This window comes from Streptomyces sp. NPDC102467 (assembly GCF_044765445.1).
Classification (GTDB): domain Bacteria; phylum Actinomycetota; class Actinomycetes; order Streptomycetales; family Streptomycetaceae; genus Streptomyces.
In genome coordinates this window covers 560,396-582,657 of record NZ_JBIWKA010000002.1, presented here as the reverse complement: position 1 = coordinate 582,657, position 22,262 = coordinate 560,396, and the positions used below count along the sequence as shown (strand labels likewise).

Annotated in this window: 18 protein-coding genes; 14 read left to right on the top strand and 4 right to left on the bottom strand. The window is 71.7% G+C overall.

Features of this window, described 5'->3' with window-relative positions; all coding sequences use genetic code 11:
• Nucleotides 1-19 precede the first annotated feature (19 nt).
• Entirely contained in the window at nt 20-787 is a 768-nt protein-coding gene (locus ACIREE_RS05815; protein ID WP_404146757.1) for a crotonase/enoyl-CoA hydratase family protein, read from the bottom strand.
• A 23-nt stretch (nt 788-810) separates the two neighbouring features.
• Nucleotides 811-3,084, bottom strand: a complete 2,274-nt coding sequence (locus ACIREE_RS05810; protein WP_404146754.1) for a glycoside hydrolase family 3 N-terminal domain-containing protein — start codon at nt 3,082-3,084, stop codon at nt 811-813.
• 205 nt (nt 3,085-3,289) lie between these two features.
• On the opposite strand from ACIREE_RS05810, the gene ACIREE_RS05805 reads away from it, so the two are divergent.
• Both ACIREE_RS05805 and ACIREE_RS05800 read left to right on the top strand, forming a co-directional pair.
• The gene (locus ACIREE_RS05805; protein ID WP_404146751.1) at nt 3,290-5,173 is read left to right on the top strand and encodes an ABC transporter ATP-binding protein; all 1,884 of its coding nucleotides are present in this window, start codon (nt 3,290-3,292) and stop codon (nt 5,171-5,173) included.
• An 85-nt stretch (nt 5,174-5,258) separates the two neighbouring features.
• Nucleotides 5,259-8,012, top strand: coding sequence for an AAA family ATPase (locus ACIREE_RS05800; protein ID WP_404146748.1), 2,754 nt, complete (start codon nt 5,259-5,261; stop codon nt 8,010-8,012).
• Nucleotides 8,013-8,228: 216 nt separating this feature from the next.
• On the opposite strand, the gene ACIREE_RS05795 is transcribed toward ACIREE_RS05800, so the two are convergent.
• On the bottom strand, nt 8,229-9,635 hold the full coding sequence (locus ACIREE_RS05795; protein WP_404146745.1) for a flotillin family protein: 1,407 nt from the start codon (nt 9,633-9,635) through the stop codon (nt 8,229-8,231).
• Nucleotides 9,636-9,784: 149 nt separating this feature from the next.
• Nucleotides 9,785-10,300 carry a hypothetical protein gene (locus tag ACIREE_RS05790; protein WP_404146742.1) on the bottom strand — a complete coding sequence of 172 codons (516 nt, stop codon included), beginning with the start codon at nt 10,298-10,300 and terminating at the stop codon, nt 9,785-9,787.
• A 153-nt stretch (nt 10,301-10,453) separates the two neighbouring features.
• Between ACIREE_RS05790 and ACIREE_RS05785 the strand changes: the two genes are divergently transcribed.
• The 12 genes from ACIREE_RS05785 (at nt 10,454) to ACIREE_RS05730 (ending at nt 22,239) form a co-directional block, all read left to right on the top strand.
• Nucleotides 10,454-11,506, top strand: coding sequence for a PucR family transcriptional regulator (locus tag ACIREE_RS05785; protein WP_404146739.1), 1,053 nt, complete (start codon nt 10,454-10,456; stop codon nt 11,504-11,506).
• Nucleotides 11,507-11,687: 181 nt separating this feature from the next.
• Nucleotides 11,688-12,392 carry an ANTAR domain-containing protein gene (locus ACIREE_RS05780; RefSeq protein ID WP_404146736.1) on the top strand — a complete coding sequence of 235 codons (705 nt, stop codon included), beginning with the start codon at nt 11,688-11,690 and terminating at the stop codon, nt 12,390-12,392.
• Between the two features lie 244 nt (nt 12,393-12,636).
• The gene (locus ACIREE_RS05775; RefSeq protein ID WP_404146733.1) at nt 12,637-13,473 is read left to right on the top strand and encodes a helix-turn-helix domain-containing protein; all 837 of its coding nucleotides are present in this window, start codon (nt 12,637-12,639) and stop codon (nt 13,471-13,473) included.
• A 105-nt stretch (nt 13,474-13,578) separates the two neighbouring features.
• A complete protein-coding gene (locus tag ACIREE_RS05770) occupies nt 13,579-13,947 on the top strand; it encodes a hypothetical protein (protein ID WP_404146731.1) in 369 nt (122 codons plus the stop codon).
• 11 nt (nt 13,948-13,958) lie between these two features.
• A complete protein-coding gene (locus tag ACIREE_RS05765) occupies nt 13,959-15,545 on the top strand; it encodes a peptidoglycan-binding protein (protein WP_404146728.1) in 1,587 nt (528 codons plus the stop codon).
• Nucleotides 15,517-16,041 (top strand): protease inhibitor I42 family protein, encoded by a 525-nt coding sequence (locus ACIREE_RS05760; protein WP_404146726.1) that lies wholly within the window; start codon nt 15,517-15,519, stop codon nt 16,039-16,041. The genes ACIREE_RS05765 and ACIREE_RS05760 overlap by 29 nt, the downstream gene beginning before the upstream one ends.
• A gap of 46 nt (nt 16,042-16,087) precedes the next feature.
• On the top strand, nt 16,088-16,498 hold the full coding sequence (locus ACIREE_RS05755; protein WP_404146723.1) for a hypothetical protein: 411 nt from the start codon (nt 16,088-16,090) through the stop codon (nt 16,496-16,498).
• Between the two features lie 145 nt (nt 16,499-16,643).
• Entirely contained in the window at nt 16,644-18,305 is a 1,662-nt protein-coding gene (locus tag ACIREE_RS05750; protein ID WP_404146720.1) for an alpha-L-fucosidase, read from the top strand.
• 333 nt (nt 18,306-18,638) lie between these two features.
• Nucleotides 18,639-19,922 (top strand): flavin-containing monooxygenase, encoded by a 1,284-nt coding sequence (locus ACIREE_RS05745; RefSeq protein ID WP_404146717.1) that lies wholly within the window; start codon nt 18,639-18,641, stop codon nt 19,920-19,922.
• 9 nt (nt 19,923-19,931) lie between these two features.
• The gene (locus ACIREE_RS05740) at nt 19,932-20,402 is read left to right on the top strand and encodes a RidA family protein (RefSeq protein WP_404146714.1); all 471 of its coding nucleotides are present in this window, start codon (nt 19,932-19,934) and stop codon (nt 20,400-20,402) included.
• Nucleotides 20,399-21,073 carry a DUF1028 domain-containing protein gene (locus ACIREE_RS05735; protein WP_404146711.1) on the top strand — a complete coding sequence of 225 codons (675 nt, stop codon included), beginning with the start codon at nt 20,399-20,401 and terminating at the stop codon, nt 21,071-21,073. Before ACIREE_RS05740 ends, ACIREE_RS05735 begins: the two co-directional genes overlap by 4 nt.
• Complete coding sequence (locus ACIREE_RS05730; protein WP_404146709.1) at nt 21,073-22,239, top strand: M20 family metallopeptidase; 1,167 nt, start codon at nt 21,073-21,075, stop codon at nt 22,237-22,239. The genes ACIREE_RS05735 and ACIREE_RS05730 overlap by 1 nt, the downstream gene beginning before the upstream one ends.
• The last annotated feature ends 23 nt before the right edge of the window (nt 22,240-22,262 follow it).

The following is a 22,262-nucleotide window of genomic DNA, read 5'->3' as shown; positions in this document are numbered from 1 at the left end:
GCCCACGCGCTGAGCATGCTCACCGCGCGCCGAACGCGCCGTGTCGCCCTTCCCCGGCCGCGAACCGCTCCGCACCCTCCAGGCCCTCTGCCAACACGGCGGCGCCGTAACGCAGTTCGGCCCGCATGGCCGCATCCTCGCCCAGACCGCCCTGCTCGCGCGCCGACGTCCGGTCGCTGCGCAGACACGCCTGGGGGAACGCCGCGAGTTGCGCGGCGAGTTCCTCAGCGGCGGCGCGGGCCCCGCCCGGCGGCACCAGACGGTTGGCGAGGCCCATCTCGTACGCCTCCCGCGCCGGGACGGGGCGGCCGGTCAGGATCAGGTCCATGGCGCGGCTCTCCCCGATCAGGCGCGGCAGCCGCACCGTGCCCCCGTCGATCAGCGGTACGCCCCAGCGGCGGCAGAACACCCCGAACACCGCGTCCTCCTCGACGACCCGCAGATCGCACCACAGGGCGAGTTCGAGACCGCCCGCCACCGCGTGGCCGCTGACCGCCGCGATCACCGGCTTCGTCAGGCGCAGCCGCGTCGGCCCCATCGGTCCGTCACCGTCCTCGGCCACCCGGTTGCCGTGCTCGGTGCCGACCGCCTTGAGATCGGCACCGGCGCAGAACGTGCCGCCCTCGCCCCACAGCACCGCCACCCTCGCCGTGTCGTCCGCCTCGAACGCACGGAAGGCGTCCGCCAGTTGCGTGGCCGTGGGTCCGTCGACCGCGTTGCGGCTCCCGGGGCGGGCCAGGACGACCGTGGTGACATGGCCTGCGCGTTCGACGCGTACGGACGACATCGGTGAGCCCTTCCATCGAGCAACTAGGTCACGTTCAAGCCCAGTTTGGCCTCAGCCGTCGAGGAGGTGCCGACGAACAGCTCGAACGCCCCCTCCTCCAAACGGAATGCGCCCTCGGGGTCATTGGTCCAGAACCCGAGATCCTCCGCGCCGAGCTGGAAACGCACCTTCGTGGACGCGCCCGCGTCGAGCGGGACCCGCTTGAACCCGCGCAATCTGCGCACCGGTTGGGTGATGCTCGCGGCGACGTCACGGACGTACAGCTGCACCACCTCGTCGCCCGCGCGTGCTCCCGTGTTGCGCACGGACACCGACACCTCGACCGTGTCGCCCTTGCGCAGCGCCCGCGCCGAAACACTGCCCCGGCTCAGGGCAGGGGTGCCGAGCTCGAACGTCGTATAGCTCAGTCCGAACCCGAAGGGGAACTGCGGGCTCTGCGGCAGGTCCAGGTATTTGGAGGTGTACTTGTTGTCCGCGTCGTAGGGGCGGCCCGTCGACTCGTGGTTGTAGTGGATCGGGATCTGGCCGACCGTGCGCGGGAACGACACCGGCAGCTTGCCGCCCGGGTTCACCGCGCCGAAGAGCACGTCCGCGACGGCGTTGCCCGCCTCGGTGCCGGGGTGCCAGGCCTCCAGGACGGCCGGAGCCGAGTCCAGCCAGTCGCCGACGGTGAGCGGGCGCCCGTTGACGAGCACCACCACGAACGGCTTGCCCGTCGCCGCGATCGCGGCGATCAGCTTCTCCTGGTCGCCGGGGAGCGAGATGTCGCTGCGCGCCGACGCCTCGCCGCTCATCGAGGCCGGTTCGCCCACGACCACGACCGTCACGTCCGCGGCCTTCGCCGCCGCGACCGCCTTGTCGATGCCCCCGGCGTCCTTGCCCTCGGGGTCGACGCCTTGCGCGTACGTGACCTTCGCGTCCGGCGCCGCCTTGCGCACCGCGTCGAGGACCTTCACCGCCGAGAACTTCTCCGCCGACGCGGGCACCACCCACGTACCGAGCAGATCGGCCGAGTCGGCGAACGGGCCCACCACGGCGAGGGAGCCGACGGACTTCTTCAGCGGCAGGACGTCCCCGTCGTTCTTGAGCAGGACCATCGAGCGGGCCCCGGCGGCGCGGGCCGCCTTCCGCGCGGCCGCCGACGGTTCGGTGACCGCCGCGGCCTCCTCCACGTACGGGTCGTCGAAGAGTCCGAGCGCGTACTTGAGACGCAGTACGCGCGCCACCGCGTCGTCGATCCGACGTTGCGAGATCTTCCCGGCGCGCAGCAGCTTCTTGCCGTTGGTGAGGAGATTCGTGCTGCTCATCTCCATGTCGACGCCCGCGTTCAGAGCCAGGCGCGCCGCGTCCGCGCCGTCCTCGGCGAAGCCGTGCGCGATCAGCTCCTGCACGCCCGTCCAGTCGGACACGACGAATCCGTCGAAGTCCCACTCCTTCTTCAGGATGTCGGTCAGCGTGTGGGTGTTGCCGTGCGCCGGGACACCGCTGATCGTGTTGAAGGACGCCATCACCGTGGCGACGCCCGCGTCCAACGCGGCCTTGAACGGCGGCAGGTACAGATTGCGCAGCCGGGACTCGGACACGTCGACCGTGTTGTAATCGCGGCCGCCCTCCGCACCGCCGTACGCGACGAAGTGCTTGGCGCAGGCGGCCAGGGTCTCCTTCGTGCCGTAGCCCGAACCCTGATACCCCTTGACCTTGGCGGCCGCGAACCGCGCCGTCAGATACGGGTCCTCGCCGGTGCCCTCGGCGATGCGGCCCCAGCGCGGCTCGTGCGTGACGTCCATCATCGGCGAGAACGTCCAGTGCACGCCGTTGGAGCGGGCCTCCTTCGCCGACACCTCGGCGTCGCTCCGCGTCACCTCCGGGTCGAAGCTCGACGCCTGCGCCAGCGGGATGGGGAAGTTCGTCCAGAAGCCGTGGATGACGTCCAGACCGAACAGCAGCGGAATGCCGAGCCGGGACTCCTCGACCGCGAGACGCTGCAGCTCGTTCGTGGTCTTCGCGCCGAAGATGCTGAGCACCGAGCCGAGTCTGCCCGAGCGCGCCGCGTCCTCGACCTCCTTGGTGGAGCCCGAACCCGGGTTGAGGTCGTACGCCCACGGGAGCTGCTGCAGCTGGCCCAGCTTCTCTTCGAGAGTCATACGTGAGAGGAGGCCCTGGACCTTGCTCTCGTACCGCGTCCCGTGCCGGTCGCCCGCCGCGTACGCGCTGGGGGACTGGCTGGTCACGGCGGCCCCCGCGGCGGCGGTGACGCCGATCGCGGACAGCAGAGTACGCCTTCGTAGCTCCGGCATGTCTTCGCTTCCCGATAGTGCGAGACCCACAACTTCTGTGGCGGGTACAAGAATTGATGCGAAGCTACGTTCCGCTTATTCGTGGGTCAAGAGGTACGACCGGGGCGCCTCGTCGGATCACCTGCCTGCCCCTGGCCTCGGCCCTTGACCCGGTCTTGACCGCAACCGTTGACCTCAATATTGGTTGAGGTCCTACGGTCGTCACATGAGCATGGAAACGACAGCCTGGACGCAACTGCACAGCGTGATGAACGCCCAGAACGGCGCGGGGGGACGCCCCTTCGCCCGCGAGACCTTGCGCCGGATCGCCGCGTTCGCCCGGCCGCACCGGCGCCGCATCATCCAGTTCGTGATCCTCAGCATCCTCGGCGCGCTGCTCGCCGTGGCGACGCCGGTCCTCGCAGGGCACGTCGTCGACGCGATCGTCGGCGGCGACGGACAGGACGTGGTGATCCGGCTCGCCGTGCTCATCGCGGTCATCGCCGTCGCCGAGGCGGGTATCGGTGTGCTCGCCCGCTGGCTCTCCGCCAACCTCGGCGAGGGCCTCATCCTCGACCTGCGCACCGCCGTCTTCGACCACGTCCAGCGGATGCCCGTCGCGTTCTTCACGCGCACCCGCACCGGCGCGCTCGTCAGCCGCCTCAACAACGACGTCATCGGCGCCCAGCGCGCCTTCAGCAACACCCTCTCCGGAGTCGTCGGCAACGTGGTCACCCTGCTGCTGACCCTTGCCGTCATGCTCACCCTGTCCTGGCAGATCACCGTCCTCTCCCTCGTCCTGCTGCCCGTCTTCGTGCTGCCCGCACGCCGCATGGGCACCCGGATGGCGAAGCTCCAGCGCGAGGCCGCCACCCACAACGCGGCCATGGGGACCCGGATGACCGAACGGTTCTCCGCACCCGGCGCCACGCTCGTGAAGCTGTTCGGCCGGCCCGAGGACGAGTCGGCCGAGTTCGCCGCCAGAGCGCGCCGGGTCCGGGACATCGGAGTCCGTACCGCGATGGCCCAGTCCGCGTTCATCACGGCACTGACCCTGGTCTCCGCCCTGGCGCTCGCGCTCGTCTACGGACTCGGCGGCTACTTCGCGCTCGACGGCACCCTGGAGGCGGGCGCGGTGGTCTCCCTCGCCCTGCTCCTCACCCGCCTGTACGCGCCGCTGACGTCCCTGGCCGGAGCACGCGTCGAGGTCATGAGCGCCCTGGTCAGCTTCGAGCGCGTCTTCGAAGTCCTGGACCTCAAGCCGCTGATCGACGAGAAGCCGGACGCCCGCGAGGTCCCGGACGGGCCGGTCGCCGTCGAGTTCGACGACGTCCGCTTCGGCTACCCGTCCGCCGACAAGGTCTCCCTCGCCTCCCTCGAAGAGGTCGCCTCGCTCGACACCCGCGGCGGCGCCGAGGTCCTGCACGGCGTGAGCTTCCGCGCCGAACCGGGCCAGACGATCGCCCTGGTCGGCTCGTCGGGCGCGGGCAAATCCACGATCGCGCAACTGCTGCCCCGCCTCTACGACACCGACACCGGGGCCGTCCGGATCGGTGGCGTCGACGTACGCGACCTGAGCGCGCCGTCGATGCGGGCCACGCTCGGCATGGTCACCCAGGACGGGCACCTCTTCCACGACTCCGTCCGCGCGAACCTGCTCCTGGCCCGCCCCGGGGCGACCGAGACGGAACTGTGGGACGTCCTGCGCCGGGCCCGCCTCGAAGCGCTCGTCCGGGAGCTGCCGGACGGCCTGGACACGGTCGTGGGCGAACGCGGCTACCGGCTCTCCGGCGGCGAACGCCAGCGCATGACCATCGCCCGCCTCCTGCTGGCCGGCCAGCGCGTGGTCATCCTCGACGAGGCCACCGCCCACCTCGACAACACGTCCGAAGCCGCGGTCCAGGAGGCGCTCGCCGAGGCGCTCGCGGACCGCACGGCGATCGTCATCGCCCACCGCCTCTCCACGATCCGCTCGGCGGACCAGATCCTCGTGGTCGAGGACGGACACATCGTGGAACGCGGCACCCACACCACCCTCCTGGCCGCGTCGGGCCGCTACGCGGAGCTGTACCGCACCCAGTTCGCGGACGGGGTGCAGGAAGCGGCGTGAGTGACTCGCCGAATGAGTCAACTGGCCCCATTGGTAAGCTAGTTGACTCATTTCGCGGGCCCCCGCACCCGGCTACCCTGAGCCCATGCTGATGGGTCGCACAGCGGAATGCGCACGGATCGCCGACCTCATCGACGACGCACGCGGCGGGCAGAGCGGGGCCCTTGTCATCCGCGGCGAGGCAGGCATCGGCAAGAGCAGCCTGCTCGGCCACGCCGCATCGATCGCCGGAGACCTCACCCAGCTCCGTACCCACGGCATCGAGACCGAGTCCCGACTGCCGTACGTGGGTCTCGCCGACCTCTTCCGCCCGGTCACCGACCATCTGGACCGCATCCCGGGCCGACAGGCGGCCGCCCTCACCGGCGCCCTGGCGCTCGGCCCCGCCGTCGCCCAGGACCGGTTCGGCGTCGCCGCCGGCACGCTCAGCCTGCTCGGCGCGGTCAGCGAGTCAGGGCCCGTGCTCGTTGTTGTCGACGACGCGCAGTGGCTCGACCCGTACTCCCTGGACGCCCTGGCCTTCGCCACCCGCAGGCTCGGCCGTGAAGGCGTCGTCGCCCTGTTCGCGACCCGCGACACCGACGAGGCCGCCTCCCGGCTCGCCCCCGTCGAAACCCTCACCCTGCGCGGCCTCGACACCGCCGCCGCGCGGCAGCTGGTCGCCGACGAGCCCCTCTCCCCGCACGACATCGCCTGGCTCCTCTCGGAGGCACGCGGCAACCCCCTCGCCCTCGTCGAACTGCCCGCCCTGCTCGCCCGGGGCGGCCACCGACCCGACACCGGAGCCCCGCTGCCCATCGGGGAGATACTCGCCCGCACCTTCCACACCGCCATCACCCGGCTGCCCGAACAGGCCCAGGACGCCATGCTGTTGCTCGCCGTCCTCGGGCCGCGCCCCCTCGCCGGAACCGAACGCGTCCTGCGTGCCCACGGGTTGACCTACGCCTCACTCGAACCCGCCGAGCACGCCGGGCTCATGTCCGTCGAGGGAGGCGCGTACGTCTTCCGCCATCCACTCGTCCGCTCCGGCGTCTACCACGGCGCGAGCGCCGTCCACCGCTGGCGCGCCCACCGCACCGTCGCCCACGCACTGCGGGACGCCGAGGCCCCCCGGGCGCTCGAGCGCTACGCCTGGCACCTCGCCGAGTCCGGCGCCGACCCCGACGAAGAGGTCGCCGCCGCCCTCGAACGCGCCGCGTCCGGCGGCCCCGGCAGCCTCACCTTCCCACTCGCCGCCCGCCTGTACGCGCACGCCGCCCGCTTCACCCCCGAGGGCGAGCACAAGGCGCGCCGCCTCCTGTCCGCCGCCCGCGCCGCGCAGGCCGCAGGGGCCCCGGACGAGGCGGCCGACCTGCTCGACCGTGCCCTCGGCCACGCCGCCCGCCCGCGGACCCGCCTCGACGTACTCCAACTCCGCTGCTACGTCGACATCAACCGGGGGAGCCCGGCCCGCGCCCGCGAGCAGCTGCGCGCCGCCGTCGGCGAAGCCCGCCGCGTCGACCCGGCCCTCGCCGCCGTCATGCTCGGCGGCATCACCTTCACCGAACTCGCCATCGGCGACCTCACCGCGGCCCGCACCACCTCCGCCGAGTCGATACGGATCGCCGACGCCTTCACGGACTCCGCCGCCGCCCTGCCCGTACGCCTGCTGCACGCCCTCGTCGAGCTGCTCGGCGGCGACGCGGACAACGGGCGCGCCCTGCTGCGCGAGCTCGAGAAACCGCTCGCCGAACCCGACCTGGCGTTCCCGTACCCGGTCTCCGGCGTCGGCGGCCTGTGCCATCTCGCGGCCGAGGAACTCGACGAGGGGTACGACCTGCTCGACCGCGCCGTGCACGCCGCGCGCGCCTCCAGCACCGTGGGGCTGCTCGCGCACCTCCTCGGCACGCTGTCGGTCGTCGAGTTCTGGCGCGGCCAATGGAACGCGGCGCTCGCCCACGCCGACGAATCCGCCCGCCTGGGCGAGGACACCGGACGCGTCCTGGAGGTGTGCCGCGCGCTCGCTGCCCAGGCCAAGGCCGAGGCCGCCCTCAACCGGGAGGCCGACTGCCGCCGCCATGGGGCCCAGGCCACCGCGATCGCCGCGACCGCCGAACTGCCCATGGACGCGGCCCGCGCCCACGGCGCCCTCGGCCTGCTCGAACTCGGTCTCGGGCGCTTCGAAGAGGCCGCCCAACACCTGGAACGCGTACGGGAGTTCTCGCTCGCCAACGGCCGCGGCGACGGCCTCTATCTCTCCTGGGCCGCCGACCTCGCCGACGCCTACGCCCACCTCCACCGCACCGAGGAGGCGCGGGGGGTGCTGCGCGTCCTGGAGCACGAGGCGGGCCGCGGTCACCGCCCGATCGCCGCCGCCGCGGCCGCCCGTTGCCGCGGCATGCTCGAACCCGCGGAGGCGGAACGCCACATGGACCGGGCGCTGGCACAACTCGCCACGGTGGGAGCTCCGTTCGAGCGTGGCCGCACCGAATTCACGCGCGGGGAACTCCTGCGCCGCCAGGGACGTCGGAGCGAGGCGCGGCGCTGGCTGCAGCGCGGCCTCGCCACGTTCGAGCGGCTCGGCGCCGGCGGCTGGGCGGCCAGGGCCGCCGCGGAACTGCACGCGGCGGGCGGCGAACGGGTACGCACAGGACCGACCCCGCTCGACGGCCTCACCCCGCAGGAACTGCGCGTCGCGCTCGCCGTCGGCCGGGGCGTCACCAATCACGAGGCCGCCGAACAGCTCTTCCTCAGCGTCAAGACGGTCGAGTTCCACCTCGGCAACATCTACCGCAAGCTCGAAGGCGTACATCGCAGGGCCCAACTCGTGCGCCTGATCAGCCAGTCGGCAGGGACGTGACCCGCGTAGCGGGGGTGCCCTGTCGGGCACCCCCGTCCCCCCCGTTGTTCCCCCCGTGCCGGAAGGTCCCGTGAACTTCCGTGCCTTCCACGATGGACCCCTCCGGAGCCCCGGGCCACGGTGAAAACCCTGGAGTCGCGGCCCGGGGACGTACGACCGCTGCAGTAGTCGACCGCTTCGATGGTCGCCCGCCGCGGTAGCCGCGTCACCCGGTCGTCAGTCGGTGACCTCGATGCGGCCGTTCTGCGAGGGAACCGGCGTCGCCGTCGCCTTCTTGAGCAGCTGTGCCAGGTCAACCCCCGTGGTGGAGCTGAGCAGTTCGATGCCCTGCGTCACATTGTCCGTGACGCTGCGGGACAGCTTGCTCGCGCCGTCCGTGGAGATCACCGTCAGCTTGTCGATGGCGGACAGCGGCTCGGCCGCCTTGGCGACCACCTGCGGCAGCGCCTCCACCATCATCTGCAGCATCGCCGCGTCCCCGTACCGCTCGAACGCGTCGGCCTTCTTCTGCATGGCCTCCGCCTCCGCGGCACCCTTGGCGCCGATCGCCGCGGCCTCCGCCGCACCTTCGAGGCGTACGGCCTCGGCGAGCGCCGCGCGGTGCGCCTTCTCACCCTCACCGGTCAGCCGGGCCCGCTCCGCGTCCGCCTCCGCCTGCTTGACCAGGGCGACCCGGCGGGCCTCCGCCTCCTGCTCGGCCTGGTAACGGGCGGCGTCCGCGGGCTTACGGACCTGCGTGTCCAACTCCCGGTCGGTGAGCGCCGCCTGACGTACCGCCACCTTCTCCTGTTCCGACAGCACCTCCTGGCGCCTGGCCGCCTCGGCCAGCGGACCCGCCGCACCGGCGCGGGCCGCCGCCTCGTCGGTCTGCGCCTTGATCTCGGCCTGCTTCAGTGCGAACGTCCGCTGCGCGACCGCGATCTCCTCCTCCGCCTTCAGCCGGGCCTGCTCGGCGGCGCGGCGCGCCACCGCCTCCGCGATGTCGGCCTCCTGCCGGGCCCGCGCCGCCTCCGGCCGGCCGAGGTCCTCCAGGTAGGAGCCCTCGGTGGTGATGTCCTGGATCTGGAACGCGTCGAGGACCAGGCCCTGCCCGGACAGCGAGGCCTCCGCCTCCTCGGCGACCTGCCCGGCGAACGCGGCGCGGTCCCGGATGATGTCCTCCACCGACATCCGGCCCACGATGGAGCGCAGCGCGCCGGACAGCACTTCCTGCGTGAAGCCGACGATGCCCTCCTGCTGCACGAGGAACCGTTGGGCGGCGGCCCGGATGGAGTCCTCGGTGCCGCCCACCTTCACGATGGCGACCCCCTCCAGGTGCGCCTTCACACCGCGCAGCGTGACGGCGCCGCGCACGGCGATCGGAATGTGCCGCGACGACAGGGCGAGCGTGAACTTCTGCTGCACGAACGGCACGACGAAGACGCCGCCGCCGACCACGACCTTCTGCCCGCTGTTGTCGGTGGAGATCCGGCCGGTGTCCGGATCGGTGGATGTCTTGCCGCGCCGGCCGGTGACGATGAACGCCTCGCTGGGCCCGGCGACCTTGTACCGGGTGACGACGACGAGCGCCAGCAGAACGAGGAGTACGACGACTCCGATCACGGCGATGACGACTGGACTCATGGTGAACTCTCCCTCGGGCCGACCGGGCCGGGTGGTACGGATGAGCGTGGTTCGGGCGCGCGTTGCACGGGTGCGCGTCTTACAGGTGCGGGCCGTACGTATGCGGGCCGTACGTATGCGGGCCGTACGGAAGCGCGTACGGCGCGGGTTCAGCGTTCGACGGGCCGTACTGCCACGGACGTCGGCGACAGGGACCGCTCGACCCACACCTCGCCGCCCCGCGCCACGGCGACCGCACTCTTCGCCGCCAACTTGACGGGCTGGCCCGCCTGTTGCAGCAGCACCTCGCCGAATCCGTCGGCGGGGATCGCGGTGACCACCCGGCCCGCGACGCCCACCAGATCGGCCCCGCGCGGCGCCCGGGACGACGCGTCCCGCATCAGCGCCCGGCTCAGCCGCCACGTCAGCCAGCCGGCGCCGGCCCCCGCACCGGCACCGACCGCCGTGGCCGCCCCCGCCCCGAGGCCCGTCGTGCCGAGCACGAGCGCGCCGCCGAAGCCGAGCATGGACACGAACCCCGCCATCACGGGCAGCGACAGCACCCCGTCGAACACCCCGTCCAACGCGCCCGCCCCGTCGAGGATCCCCTCCAGGACACCGTCCAGGACGAGAGAGAGCACGAGCAGGACGATCCCCGCGATGCCGAGACCAAGAAACAGCGTCATGGCCGCCCCCTTCCCCTGAACGCCTGCCAACTGGCCGCACAACGACCCTGTCACGCGGCTGCACCCCGGTGCATTGCCGGAACCCGGCAATCTTTACGCTTTCTTGATGCCAGGCCCGGAACAGCGCAGAAGGAACATCGAAAGGAGTGGTCGATGGTGGAACAGGGCATGTTCGACGTGTACTTGGAGGGGTACGCCGACCTCATCGCGGCCGCCTCCGCCACCGGCCGCCGGCTGACCCGCGCCGAACTCGACGAGCGCCGCGCCCTCGGCCTGCGCGCCGCCGAAGCCGGTCTCGGACTACGTGGCCTGGTCGCCGCCCACTTGGCCGCGACCCGCGTCCACTGGCCGCGCACGGCCGCCGCCGAGGGCGTCCTCGCCGCCGTGGAACAGGCAGTCGACGCCTTCGCCGAGGGGTACGAGCGGGCCCAACGCCTCGCCGTACGAAGGGAGGAGGCCGCGCGCCGCGAATTCGTCGACGACCTGCTCTACGGCCGCAGCGACCTGGGCCGGCTCGCCCAGCGCGCCGAACGCTTCGGCCTGCGCCTCTCCTCCGAGCACGCCGTCGCCGTCGCCCAGGGCGCGAACGCGTACGAGGACGGCGACCCGGTGCCCCGCGAGGTGGAGAGCGCCCTCGTCGCCCGCTTCGGCGACCGCAGCATCCTCCTCACCACCAAAGAGGGGCGGCTGATCTGTATCGCCCCCGGCGACCAGGACGAGGTCCTCGCCTTCTTCGCCAAGCACGCGTTCACCGCCACCGCGGGGCAGGTCGCCATCGGCCGCCCGCAACCGGGCGCAGGCGGCGTCGTCCACTCCTACGAGGAGGCTCTGGGCGCCCTCGACCTCGCCGCGCGGCTCGACCTCAACGCCCCCGTGCTGCGCGCCGCCGACCTGCTCGTCTACCCCGTGCTCACCCGCGACCGGGACGCCATCGTCGACCTGGTCCACCACACGCTCACCCCGCTCCAGGGCGCCCGGGGCGGCGCCCGCCCGCTCCTCGACACCCTCACCGCCTACTTCGACGCGGGCTGTGTCGCAGCCGAGGCCGCCCGCCGCCTCTCGCTCAGCGTCCGCGCCCTCACCTACCGCCTGGCCCGCATCCACCAGCTCACCGGCGCCGACCCGGCCGACCCGGGCCACCGCTACACCCTGCAGACCGCGGTGATCGGCGCCCGCCTGCTGGACTGGCCGGGGGAGCGGCCGTGAGCGCCGCCCATCCCTTCCGCCCGGCCCGCTCCTTCGTTTTGCGGACAGTGGCCCGGAGGGCGCGTCAACGGTTCGTTTTCCGGGCGGCGGAGCGGGACGACGCTCGTGATGATGAGGGTGGGGAGTCGGCCGGTTGCACACTCGTGGGTGTGCCCGAGGGGTAGGGGTGATGTTGTCGGACGTGGAAATAGCCTCTGTGGCGGCGCGGTTGACGAGCGAGGCCAGTTGCGAGCCGCTCGACGCGATGAGGGTGTTGGCCGCGTTCGTGGAGAGTGTCCGACGGCTGGCCGGCGCGCACGGAGCGGGAGTGCACTACGCGCCACGTGGTGGTGCCGCTCCGCATACGGAGGGGACCAGCCGGGAGGTACGCGCGCTGATGTCCGCTGCCGCGGCGTGGCAGGAAGGCCCTGATCACGAGGCGCGCACCGCGGGTTGCGCGCTCATCGACCTGAACGTGACAGGGCTCCCGGCCCACGTGCGCTGGCCTCGCTGGGCACCGCGCGCCCAGGCACTGGGAGTCGGCCGGGTCACCGCACTGCCGCTGTCCGATCCGCGCGGCCCGGTCGGCGCGCTCCTCCTGCTCGGCGGCCCGGGACACGCCCTGGACGACTGGGCGCTGGCGCTCTCTCTCACGGAGATGACCGCCGACGCGCTGTTCCTGCTGCGGGAGGTGCAACAGGGCCGCGCCGTGGTGGCGCAGTTGCGGCATGCGCTGACCAGCCGGATCGTCATCGAACAGGCCAAGGGGGTGCTGTCGGTCCGGTACGACGTCTCCGTCGACGAGGCCTTCACCCGCCTGCGCGACTACGCCCGCTCGCATCAGCGCAAGATCGGGGAGATCGCCTGCGACATCATTGCGGGATGCTCGGAACTTCCCGTGCTGTGAGCCCGAGACGATCCGGTCCGGGCCCTGCGCGGCGCCCGGCCCGTCGGGTAGCGTGCAAGAACATGCGCCTGTTCGGGCGCGAGCGTGGTCCGATCGCCTGAATCGGAGTCGTGTGGTGAGCGACGGGTCTGTGCGGCTGACCGAGACGCGTACCCACTCGGGGGACGAGGCGCAGAGTCTGCTGCAAGCAGCCTACGGGCGGAAGTTTCGCGCGGGGGCTCTGCCGGGTGGCGAAGAAGTTCTCATGCGGCACTTCGATGCCGGTGTCTTCCAGTACCGCGAGATGGCACTGCCCGCCCCTGTCGAATTCGCCAAGGAGCCCCAGGGCAGCCTGGTGGTCGTCCGCATCGTCGGCGGCCGGGCCCGGCGCAGCCTCGAGAAGCAGGACGGCGCCTTCGTGGCGGGAGACAGCTACATCGGCCACGTGCCGGCGCGGGCCTGCTCCGGGAGTACAGCGGATCTGCACGCGTCCGCCATCACCCTGCCCGCGGACCTGCTCGCGCAGGCCGCGGCCACGATCGACCCGCGCCGCGGCCGCCCGCTGCGTTTCACAGGCTTCACCCCGGCCGGGCCGCAGCACGCCGCTCATTGGGAACGCACGCGCGCCTACGCACGCAGCGTCTGCGAACTCGGAGCCGAGGCACACCCGCTGATCATCGGTCCGCTGGCCCGGCTGCTGGCCGGGGTGGTCCTCCAGGTCTTCCCCAACACCATGGTCGGCCACGAGTCGCCGCTGTCCGACACCCGTGACGCCACCTCTTCGACGGCGGCCCGCGCCACGGCGTACATCGACGCGCACGCGCACACCGACATCGGTCTCACCGACATCGCCACCGCCGCCAAGGTCACGCCCCGCGCCTTGCAGTACGCCTTCCGCCGCCACCTGGACACCACGCCCACGGCCTATCTGCGGCGTGTCCGCCTCGGGCACGTCCATGCCGCACTCAAGGCCGCCGATCCGCTCACCGGCGCCACCGTCACCCGGATCGCCGCCCAGTGGGGGTTCCTCCACCCGAGCCGCTTCGCCGCCGACTACCGCGCCATGTACGGGTGTACGCCCCGGTCCACGCTCCACGGCTGAGGTGGGTGCGGCGGACGAGGCGTGATCTTCGTATATGCAGTGCGTGTTAGCCTGCCCGCGGTCGTGATCGAACGCACGCGATCGAATGCACTCGGGGGAGGCGCGGTGGGCACGGACGGCTACCAGGTCACCGCAGGTATGACCGGGCAGGCCGGGCAACTCGACGACGCCGGGACGGACATGGACGGCGTGAGCTCGGCCGTCAAGTCCCGCACGAGTTTCTCGTACGACAATGTCGGCGGCGACGACGCCGCGTCGGCGCTCAACGCGTTCGTCAAGGCCTGGGAAGCGGAGGCCAAGACGCTGGCCTCGGCATTGCACGAGCTCGGTGGCAAGGTGCAGTTGGCCAAGAAGACCTACCACGGCACCGACGGCCTGGTGAAGACGCACGTGGACCGCGTCCCCGACGACGCCGGCAGTCTCACCGACACATCGACGCGGGGCGGGCGCGACTCGGCCCTCGCGAGCTACTGAGGAACGGGCCGGTGTCGTTCTTCTTCTCTCCCCTCGAATCCCCTGCCCTCCGCCTCGAATGGCTGGCCGGGCTGTCCAAGAAAATGCTCGGTGCCGGAAGCAAGAACGAGCTCCTCGACCTGATCGACGACGCCCTCTCAGTACCCGAACCGGGCGGCGACCAGGCCGTACTGGAGGACCTCGCACGGCTCTACCGCGGCCAGGTCGACCCCGTCGGCGGCGTCTTCGACCAGGTCGACCGGGTGGCCCGGAAGGGGCTTCCCGAGGTGTGGGTCGGCGACACGAGCGTCCTCGCCTCCGACGTGGTGAGCGCCGCCGGACGGTCCGCGACCCAGATGATGGAGGCGTTCCAGGGCTGTACGACGGTGCTGCTGACGCTGGCCGAAGCGATCGGCGCCGCGCAGCGCAAGGACGAGCAGGGCCGCGGACAACTGCTGGAGCAGAAGAAGACGCTCGGCGGCAAGGACGGTTTCCTCGACGACCTGCACGAGGACGACGAGGAGGAGTGGGACCGCAAGAATGCCGCCCACTTCGGGTCCTACGCGGCCGACCTGATGCACGATGCCGTCTCCGAGGCGCAGGAGGCCACCCGCATCGCTGCCCGGGACCTCAACAAGTGGGCCGCCGAGGCGCGGGCGGGAAAGATGGAGACCAGCGAACTCACCGCCGTCGACAAGCTGATGCTCGCCGACACCGGCGTCGCGGGCGCCGACACCGAGCTGAACGAGATCCTCACGGCCGGCGACCTGACGCGCGCGTCGACGCGGATGGATCGACTGAGCCTGGACGACGAGATGGCCATGGAGCGGATGCTGGCGAACTCGGACAGCCCGCAGGAGCGGGCCTACTTGATGAAGGCCCTGGCCGCCGGCCACAGCGTCGACGAGATCGGGACGTTCCAGGACAAGATCCACGGCAAGGACCCTGCCTGGCTGCGCCGGCACCTCACGCCGGTGGTCACCGCCGCGGACAGCATGGACGACGAGGGCCTGGCGTCGGACGGCGGGAACAACAACAAGGACTCCGTCACCTTCGACGGCCAGGCCTGGAGCCAAGGCGGCGACGGCTCCGAGGGCACCTGCGTGGCCTCGTCCACCGTCACGTCCCGCGCCATGGTCGACCCCCTCTACGCGCTCGACCTCACCGGCGGCCCCGACGGTCAGCAGGACGACCCCGACGCCTTCAGGCAGCGTCTGGTGGAAGAACAGCACCGGCTGCACACCGAAGGCGACGGCGGCAAGAAGTGGGTCGGTATGGGGCCCGAGGGGCAGGAACGGATCAATGACACCGCCGTCGGCGGTGCCACCGGCAGTGACTACCAGCGTCAGGGCCTGAACAGCGACGCCGACCGCAGGGCCGTCCTCACCGAAGTCGAGAAGTCGGTGGCGCAGGGACAACCGGTACCGGTCGACGTCTCGAACCAGAAGGGCGACGCCCACGCCATGACCATCATCGCCCAGGAGGGCGACATGCTTCAGGTGTACAACCCCTGGGGCACGACCACCTGGGTCAGCGAGGACGACTTCATCAACGGCCACATGGGCAAGGCTTCCGACAGTGATCTTCCCGATGCGTACAGCGTCTATCTTCCGCGGTAGCAGGGGCGGCGCCGTGATCGCGGCGACCGCGCTCCTCGCTCTTGCCACGGGCTGCGACTCCGGCACCGACGAACCGGCCGGCGGTTCCACGAGCCGCACGACGAGCCACCCGGTGAAGGACACCAGCATCACCGCCGCGCCGGGCGAGCGCTTCACGCTCACCGTCGACCAGAACGCCTCCACCCGCGAGTACTGGTACCTCGTCGGCCCCGAGCCCGACAGCTCGGTGCTGGTCGGCCGCGGCCAGGGCGCCGCGTCGGACTCCGACGACGACGAGCCCGCGGCCGGTGCCGGCGGTCGGCTCACCTTCACCTTCGAGGCGAAGGGCAAGGGGACCACCCGATTCACGCTGCTGCACTGCACGTTCACCACCTGCCAGGGCAACACCTCCGACCGGCCCCCCGAGACGACCGGACCGTCCGCCACGCCGACCACCGGGACGGCCACCCCCGCTCAGGCCCCCGAGCGCATCACCTACACCGTCACCGTCGACTGAGCCGCAGCGGACCAGCCGGATGAGACGAGACACCCGAGGCCCCGCCATGAACGACGCCCCGAACCCGCCGGACCGCACGGACGACGAGCTCGCCCGGCTCGACATCACCGCCCTGCTGCGGCACGGCCTGGCCGCCGAGCCCGGCACCCGGCGCACCGCCCTGTTCGGCGACGGCGCCGCGGCCGCCGCCGTCCTCCTCGACCGCCTCGGCACCGAGCCGCGCTCGGTCGCCTTCCTCGCCGAGACCGTGCGCGCCGGCGGACTCGCGCGCGCCGCGGAGCTGCCCGAGCCGTTGCCCCGCCCGGATGCGGCCGTCCTCGTACGGGAATGGCTGCGGGCCGGCAGCGAACTCGTCGGCGGGATCGCCGTCGACGACACGGCGGCCACCTGGCTGCGCGCCGTCGCGACCATCATCGAACTGAAGCAGCTGACGCGGGCACGCGGCCGGAGTGCGTGACCCGAGGGACTGATCCCTGTCCCGCCCGTCCCAGAGATACATGGGATCTCTGCTGTCACAGCTCTTATCATCAGCCTGTTCCTGCGTCATGATTCCCCGGGAGCGTAGCGAAGAGATCCGAGCAATGTGCCCGTAGGAGGGAACCATGACGTCTCGCCGCCAGATCCTCGGTGCCCTGGGAGCCGCCCCCGTGATCGCCGCCCTCGGCAGCGCGGGCGCTCACGCCACCACCGCCGCGACGACGGCGGCACCGACGGGCGGCGGGGGCCGTGTCCGTCCTGCCTCCATCATTCCGGTCACGGCGAAGGACACCCCGGAGCGGATCATCGCCAAGGCCGCGCACGTCGTCCCCAGGAAGGGGCAGATGGGGTGGCAGCGGCGGGAGATCACGGCGTTCACGCACTTCGGGATGAACACCTTCACCAACCGTGAGTGGGGGTCGGGCACCGAGGACGAGGCGACGTTCGCGCCGATCACCGTCGACGCCGACCAGTGGATCCGCACGTACAAGGCCATGGGCGCCGAGCTGGCGATGATCACCGCCAAGCATCACGACGGGTTCACGCTCTTCCCCAGCCGCTACACGCCGCACTCGATCCTCAAGAGCCCAGGGCAGCCGAATGTCGTCCGCAGGTACGTGGACTCGGCCCGCGCCCACAAGCTGCGGGTAGGGATCTATCTCTCCCCCTCCGACGGCTCCGAACTGCCGCACGCCTGGCACACCACGTGGATCGAGTCGCTGCGGAAGAAGCAGGCCGAGGGCGGGACGCTGACGTCGGTGGAGCTGACCGCGCTCGCCGACGGCGATCGTTCCCCCGGCGGCCTCGGCCGGTTCGGCAACGGCAGCGCGGTCAAGGAGCACACCATCCCGACCCTCGTGGAGGGCGACGACCGGGCCGACGACGTGCGGTCGGGGAAGCTGCCGACGTTCACCGTGCACGTCAACGACTACGACGCCTACTACCTGAACCTGGTCTACGAGCTGTTCACCGAGTACGGCCCGCTGGACGAGTTCTGGCTGGACGGCGCCAATCCGTGGGCCGACGCGGGGATCACCCAGGAGTACCGCTTCGACGAATGGTTCCGGGTGATCAAGGCGCTGTCGCCGGACACGGTGGTCTTCGGCGGACCGAACGGAGTCCGCTGGGTGGGCAACGAGAACGGGGTCGGCCGCGAGACCGAGTGGAGTGTGGTGCCGACGACCGCCGACCCGCGGACGTTTCACGGCGAATGGCTGCTGCCGCACGGCCCGACCGCCGCCGACATCGGATCCCGGGCGCGGCTCACCGAGTCCGGCGTGACCCACCTGTCCTGGTTCCCCGCGGAGGCCGACGTCTCCAACCGGCCCGGCTGGTTCCACCACCCCGACCAGAAGCCGAAGTCGGCGGCCCAGCTCTTCGACCTGTACGAGAAGAGTGTCGGGCGCAACGCGACGCTGCTGCTCAACGTGCCGCCGTCGAAGGCGGGGACGGTCGACGCCGCGGATGTCGCCGAGCTGACCGCGTTCGGAGAGCGGGTGCGGAAGGTGTACGGCCGACCGGTGGCGAAGAACGCCGACGGCACGACCACGTTCGACCGGGTCGCGGTGCGCGAGGACATCGAGCACGGACAGCGGGTGGAGGAGTTCGCCGTGGAGGCTGAGATCGACGGCTCCTGGCAGCAGATAGCCACCGGTACGACCATCGGCTACCAGCGGATTCTTCCGCTCGCCGCACCCGTCACCGCGAGCCGCGTCCGCATCACCGTCCTCGCCTCCCGCGCGGAGCCCCGCCTGGGACGGACCACGCTCCACCGGGCGGCCGACTGAACCGCGGCATCCGGGCTCTGCCCGGGCCGCGCATCGGCGTGACCAGCTCCCACCGGGTCTCCGGATCGACGTAGACCCGGCGGCACCCCGCGAGTGCGCGGATGCGTGCCGCGCTGCCGCATGTTCGGCGACCTCCGCTGTGTGCACCCCCCTTGTTTCCGGCCCGCGGCTCCCGCGGCTCGGCGCTGCCGCATGCACAGTCGCATCGAAAAATCAGATCGCCTGGAACGGAAACATCTGTTGGACAGAATTCATGCCGCGTTCAAGGATGGCTCGCACGGCAGCACAGTCGACGCGACACCAGGATGAACTGCCGTCTGAGTGGAGGATGAAGTGCCGAGCGAAGAAACCGAAGTAGTCGTCGTCGGAGCCGGCCAGGCGGGCGTGGCGGCCAGTGAGCACCTGGGGGCTCACGGTGTGCCGCACCTCGTGCTGGAGCGGCATCGCATAGCCGAGCGGTGGCGCTCGGAGCGGTGGGACTCCCTGGTCGCGAACGGGCCCGCGTGGCACGACCGTTTCCCCGGCCTGGAGTTCACCGACGTCGACCCCGACGGCTTCGCTTCGAAGGAGCAGGTCGCGGAGTACTTCGCCGCGTACGCCGAGAAGATCGGTGCCCCGGTCCGCTGCGGCGTCGAGGTGACCGACGTGCGCCGGCACACCGGCCGGCCGGGTTTCCGGGTGGAGACGTCGCAGGGATCGATCGACGCGCGGTACGTCGTGGTGGCGACCGGGGCGTTCCAGCGGCCGGTGTTCCCGCCCATCGTCGCGGACGACGCCGTCCCCGTGCAGATCCACTCCAGCGGTTACCGCAACCCGGAGCAGCTGCCCGAAGGCGCGGTCCTGGTGGTCGGGGCCGGTTCCTCGGGGGTGCAGATAGCCGACGAGCTGCGCCGCTCAGGCCGCCGGGTCTTCCTCTCCGTGGGCCCGCACGACCGTCCTCCGCGCGAGTACCGCGGGCGGGACTTCTGCTGGTGGCTCGGTGTGCTCGGGCTCTGGGACGCGGAGACGCCTCCCCAGGGCGCCGAGCACGTCACCATCGCGGTCAGTGGGGCGCGCGGCGGCCACACCGTGGACTTCCGTGCCCTGGCCGCCGACGGCATCGAGTTGCTCGGGATGACCGCGTCCTGCGACGACGGCGTCCTGCGCTTCGCGCCCGACCTCGCCACGAACATCAAGCTCGGCGACGAGAAGTACCTCGGACTGCTCCGGGCAGCCGACGACTACGTCGAGCGCAACGGCCTCGACCTCCCCGAGGAGCTGCAGGCCCACGTTCTCGGGCCGGATCCGGAGTGCGTGACCGACCCCCGGCAGCAGCTGGACCTGGCCGAGGCCGGCGTCACCTCGATCGTCTGGGCGACGGGCTTCGCCACCGACTACGGCTGGCTCGACGTCGACGCGTTCGACGAGAAGGGCCGCCCGAAGCAGCGACGCGGAGTCTCCTCCGAGCCCGGCGTCTACTTCCTGGGCCTGCCCTGGCTGTCCCGCCGCGGGTCCAGCTTCATCTGGGGTGTCTGGCACGACGCCCGGTACGTCGCCGACCACATCGCGACCCGGCGTGGCTATCACGCGTACGACGCCACCGAACGGCGCGCTGCCGTCCCGGCCACCCACACCTGAGGAGCAGAGATGACTTCCACGAACCAGGGCCCTCAGGCCAAGACCCCGATCGTCGCGGGCGGCCACACGCGGATCCGGCCGTTCAACACCCGCGACACCTATCCCGAGCAGAACCTCGACAACGACCTCTGCCAGGCCGTCGTCGCCGGCCGCACGGTGTACGTCCGGGGCCAGATCGGCCAGGACCTCGACACCAGTGAGTCCGTGGGCATCGGCGATGTCGAGGCGCAGGCCGAGCAGGCCATGGCGAACATCAAGATGCTGATCGAAGAGGCGGGCGGCCGCATCGAGCACCTGGTCAAACTGACCATCTATCTGGTCGACCCGCGCTACCGCGAGACGGTGTACCGCACGGTGGGCCGCTGGACCAAGGGCGTCCACCCGATCTCCACCGGCCTGGTGGTGTCCGCGCTGGCCCGGCCGGAGTGGCTGTGCGAGATCGACGCGGTCGCCGTGCTTCCCGAGGAGGTGCGGGCATGACGTTCTCCCTGGTGGTCCGGGACGGCGAGCGGTTCGGTATCGCGGCCAGTTCGTCGAGCCCGGCCGTCGCCGCCCGGGTCGTTCATCTGCGCCCCGGCGTCGGCGCCGCGACCTCGCAGAACATCACCGACCCCATGCTCGGCACCCGCCTGCTCGAGGGCCTCGCGGACCATGGCGACGCCGAACGCGCCCTGGCCGACGTCACCGGCGCCGCAGAGAACAAGGAGACCATCGACTACCGGCAGTTGACCGTCCTCGGCCGGTCGGGCCCGGGGGTCGCCTTCAGCGGCCCGCGCACCTTGGGCACCTTCGCCTCGGCCACCGCGGACGGCGCGGTCGCGGCCGGCAACATGCTGTCCGGCGAGCACCTTCCCGGCGTACTCCTCGACGCGTACGCCGCCGCCACAGGGGAGTTGGAGGAACGGCTGCTCACCGCGATGAAGGCCGCCGTCGCGGCCGGCGGCGAGGAGGGGCCCGTGTACTCCGCCGGGATGGCGGTCGTCGCGGACGTCGGCTGGCGGGTCACCGACCTGCGGGTGGACTGGGCCGAGAACCCCCTGGACCGGCTCGGTGACCTGCTCGACGTCTGGCTGCCGCAACGGGACGCCTACGTGCGGCGCGGACTCGACCCCGCTACCTCCCCCTCGTACGGCGTACCGGGAGACCTGTGATGGGGACGAAACCTGCGACGGGGACGGTGAAGGAGGCGGCGCGGCACGCGGTCGACCGGCACGCCGAGGAACTGATCGCCCTCTCCGAGCGGCTGCACGCCGATCCGGAGACCGCCTGGGAGGAACACCGGGCCGCCGCCGCCGTACCGGATCTCCTCGACCGCGCCGGGTTCGACGTCACCTCGTCCTACCTCGGCCTGGACACCGCGTTCCACGCCCGGTTCGGCAGCGGGCCCGTCCGGATCGCCCTGTGCGCCGAGTACGACGCGCTGCCCGGCCTGGGGCACGCGTGCGGCCACAACCTCATCGCGGCGAGTTCGGTCGGCGCGGCCCTCGGCCTGGCCGCCGTCGCCGACGACGCCGGACTCACCGTGGAGGTCTACGGCACCCCGGCCGAGGAGGGCGGCGGCGGCAAGATCGAGATGCTCGACCGGGGCGCCTTCACCGACGTGGACCTCGCGATGATGGTGCACCCGGCGCCCGTAGACGTCGCCGAGGCCCGCCCGTTCGCGGTCAGCCACTCCAAGGTCTCCTACACCGGGAAGTCCGCGCACGCCGCCGCCTACCCGGAGGCCGGGATCAACGCCGCCGACGCCTTCACCGTGGCCCAGGTCGCCATCGGGCTGCTGCGCCAGCAGTTGCCGGGCTCGGCGCGCGTGCACGGTGTGGTGACACACGCGGGGGACGCCCCGAACGCCATCCCGGAACGGACGAGCGGACGCTGGTACGTACGTGCCGAGACGCTCGCCGAACTGGCCGAGCTCGAGCCGCGCGTCATGCGGGCCTTCGAGGCGGGCGCCCTCGCCACCGGCTGCGACCTGGTGATCGAACCGGAGAGCAAGCCCTACGCGGAGTTCCGCACGGACGAGAGGGCCCTCGGGCACTACCGGGCCAACGCCCTCGCCCTGGGCCGGGAGTTCGCGCCACCCGGTCAGGCGGCGCGCATGAACCGCGCCTCCACCGACATGGGCAACGTCTCGCAGGTCGTATCGGCGATCCACCCCTACATCGGCATCGGCTCCCTGCCCGCCACCAACCATCAGCACGAGTTCGCCGCCTACTGCGTGGGCGGGACGGCCGAGCGGGCCCTGCTCGACGGCGCCGTCGCGCTGGCCTGGACCGGCGTGGACCGGAGCGCGCCCCTGACCGACCCGTCTTCACCCTGACGACACGACGTCGGCGGCACCCG

Bases quoted from the DNA above. Each gene is read 5' to 3' on its own strand.
- ACIREE_RS05775 (WP_404146733.1), top strand. From the start codon at position 12,637: ATGCGGCACTTCGATGCCGGTGTCTTCCAGTACCGCGAGATGGCACTG.
- ACIREE_RS05815 (WP_404146757.1), bottom strand. From the start codon at position 787: ATGTCGTCCGTACGCGTCGAACGCGCAGGCCATGTCACCACGGTCGTC.
- ACIREE_RS05755 (WP_404146723.1), top strand. From the start codon at position 16,088: ATGAACGACGCCCCGAACCCGCCGGACCGCACGGACGACGAGCTCGCC.
- ACIREE_RS05800 (WP_404146748.1), top strand. From the start codon at position 5,259: ATGCTGATGGGTCGCACAGCGGAATGCGCACGGATCGCCGACCTCATC.
- ACIREE_RS05760 (WP_404146726.1), top strand. From the start codon at position 15,517: ATGCGTACAGCGTCTATCTTCCGCGGTAGCAGGGGCGGCGCCGTGATC.
- ACIREE_RS05735 (WP_404146711.1), top strand. From the start codon at position 20,399: ATGACGTTCTCCCTGGTGGTCCGGGACGGCGAGCGGTTCGGTATCGCG.
- ACIREE_RS05730 (WP_404146709.1), top strand. From the start codon at position 21,073: ATGGGGACGAAACCTGCGACGGGGACGGTGAAGGAGGCGGCGCGGCAC.
- ACIREE_RS05805 (WP_404146751.1), top strand. From the start codon at position 3,290: ATGAGCATGGAAACGACAGCCTGGACGCAACTGCACAGCGTGATGAAC.
- ACIREE_RS05740 (WP_404146714.1), top strand. From the start codon at position 19,932: ATGACTTCCACGAACCAGGGCCCTCAGGCCAAGACCCCGATCGTCGCG.
- ACIREE_RS05750 (WP_404146720.1), top strand. From the start codon at position 16,644: ATGACGTCTCGCCGCCAGATCCTCGGTGCCCTGGGAGCCGCCCCCGTG.
- ACIREE_RS05785 (WP_404146739.1), top strand. From the start codon at position 10,454: ATGGTGGAACAGGGCATGTTCGACGTGTACTTGGAGGGGTACGCCGAC.
- ACIREE_RS05790 (WP_404146742.1), bottom strand. From the start codon at position 10,300: ATGACGCTGTTTCTTGGTCTCGGCATCGCGGGGATCGTCCTGCTCGTG.
- ACIREE_RS05795 (WP_404146745.1), bottom strand. From the start codon at position 9,635: ATGAGTCCAGTCGTCATCGCCGTGATCGGAGTCGTCGTACTCCTCGTT.
- ACIREE_RS05810 (WP_404146754.1), bottom strand. From the start codon at position 3,084: ATGCCGGAGCTACGAAGGCGTACTCTGCTGTCCGCGATCGGCGTCACC.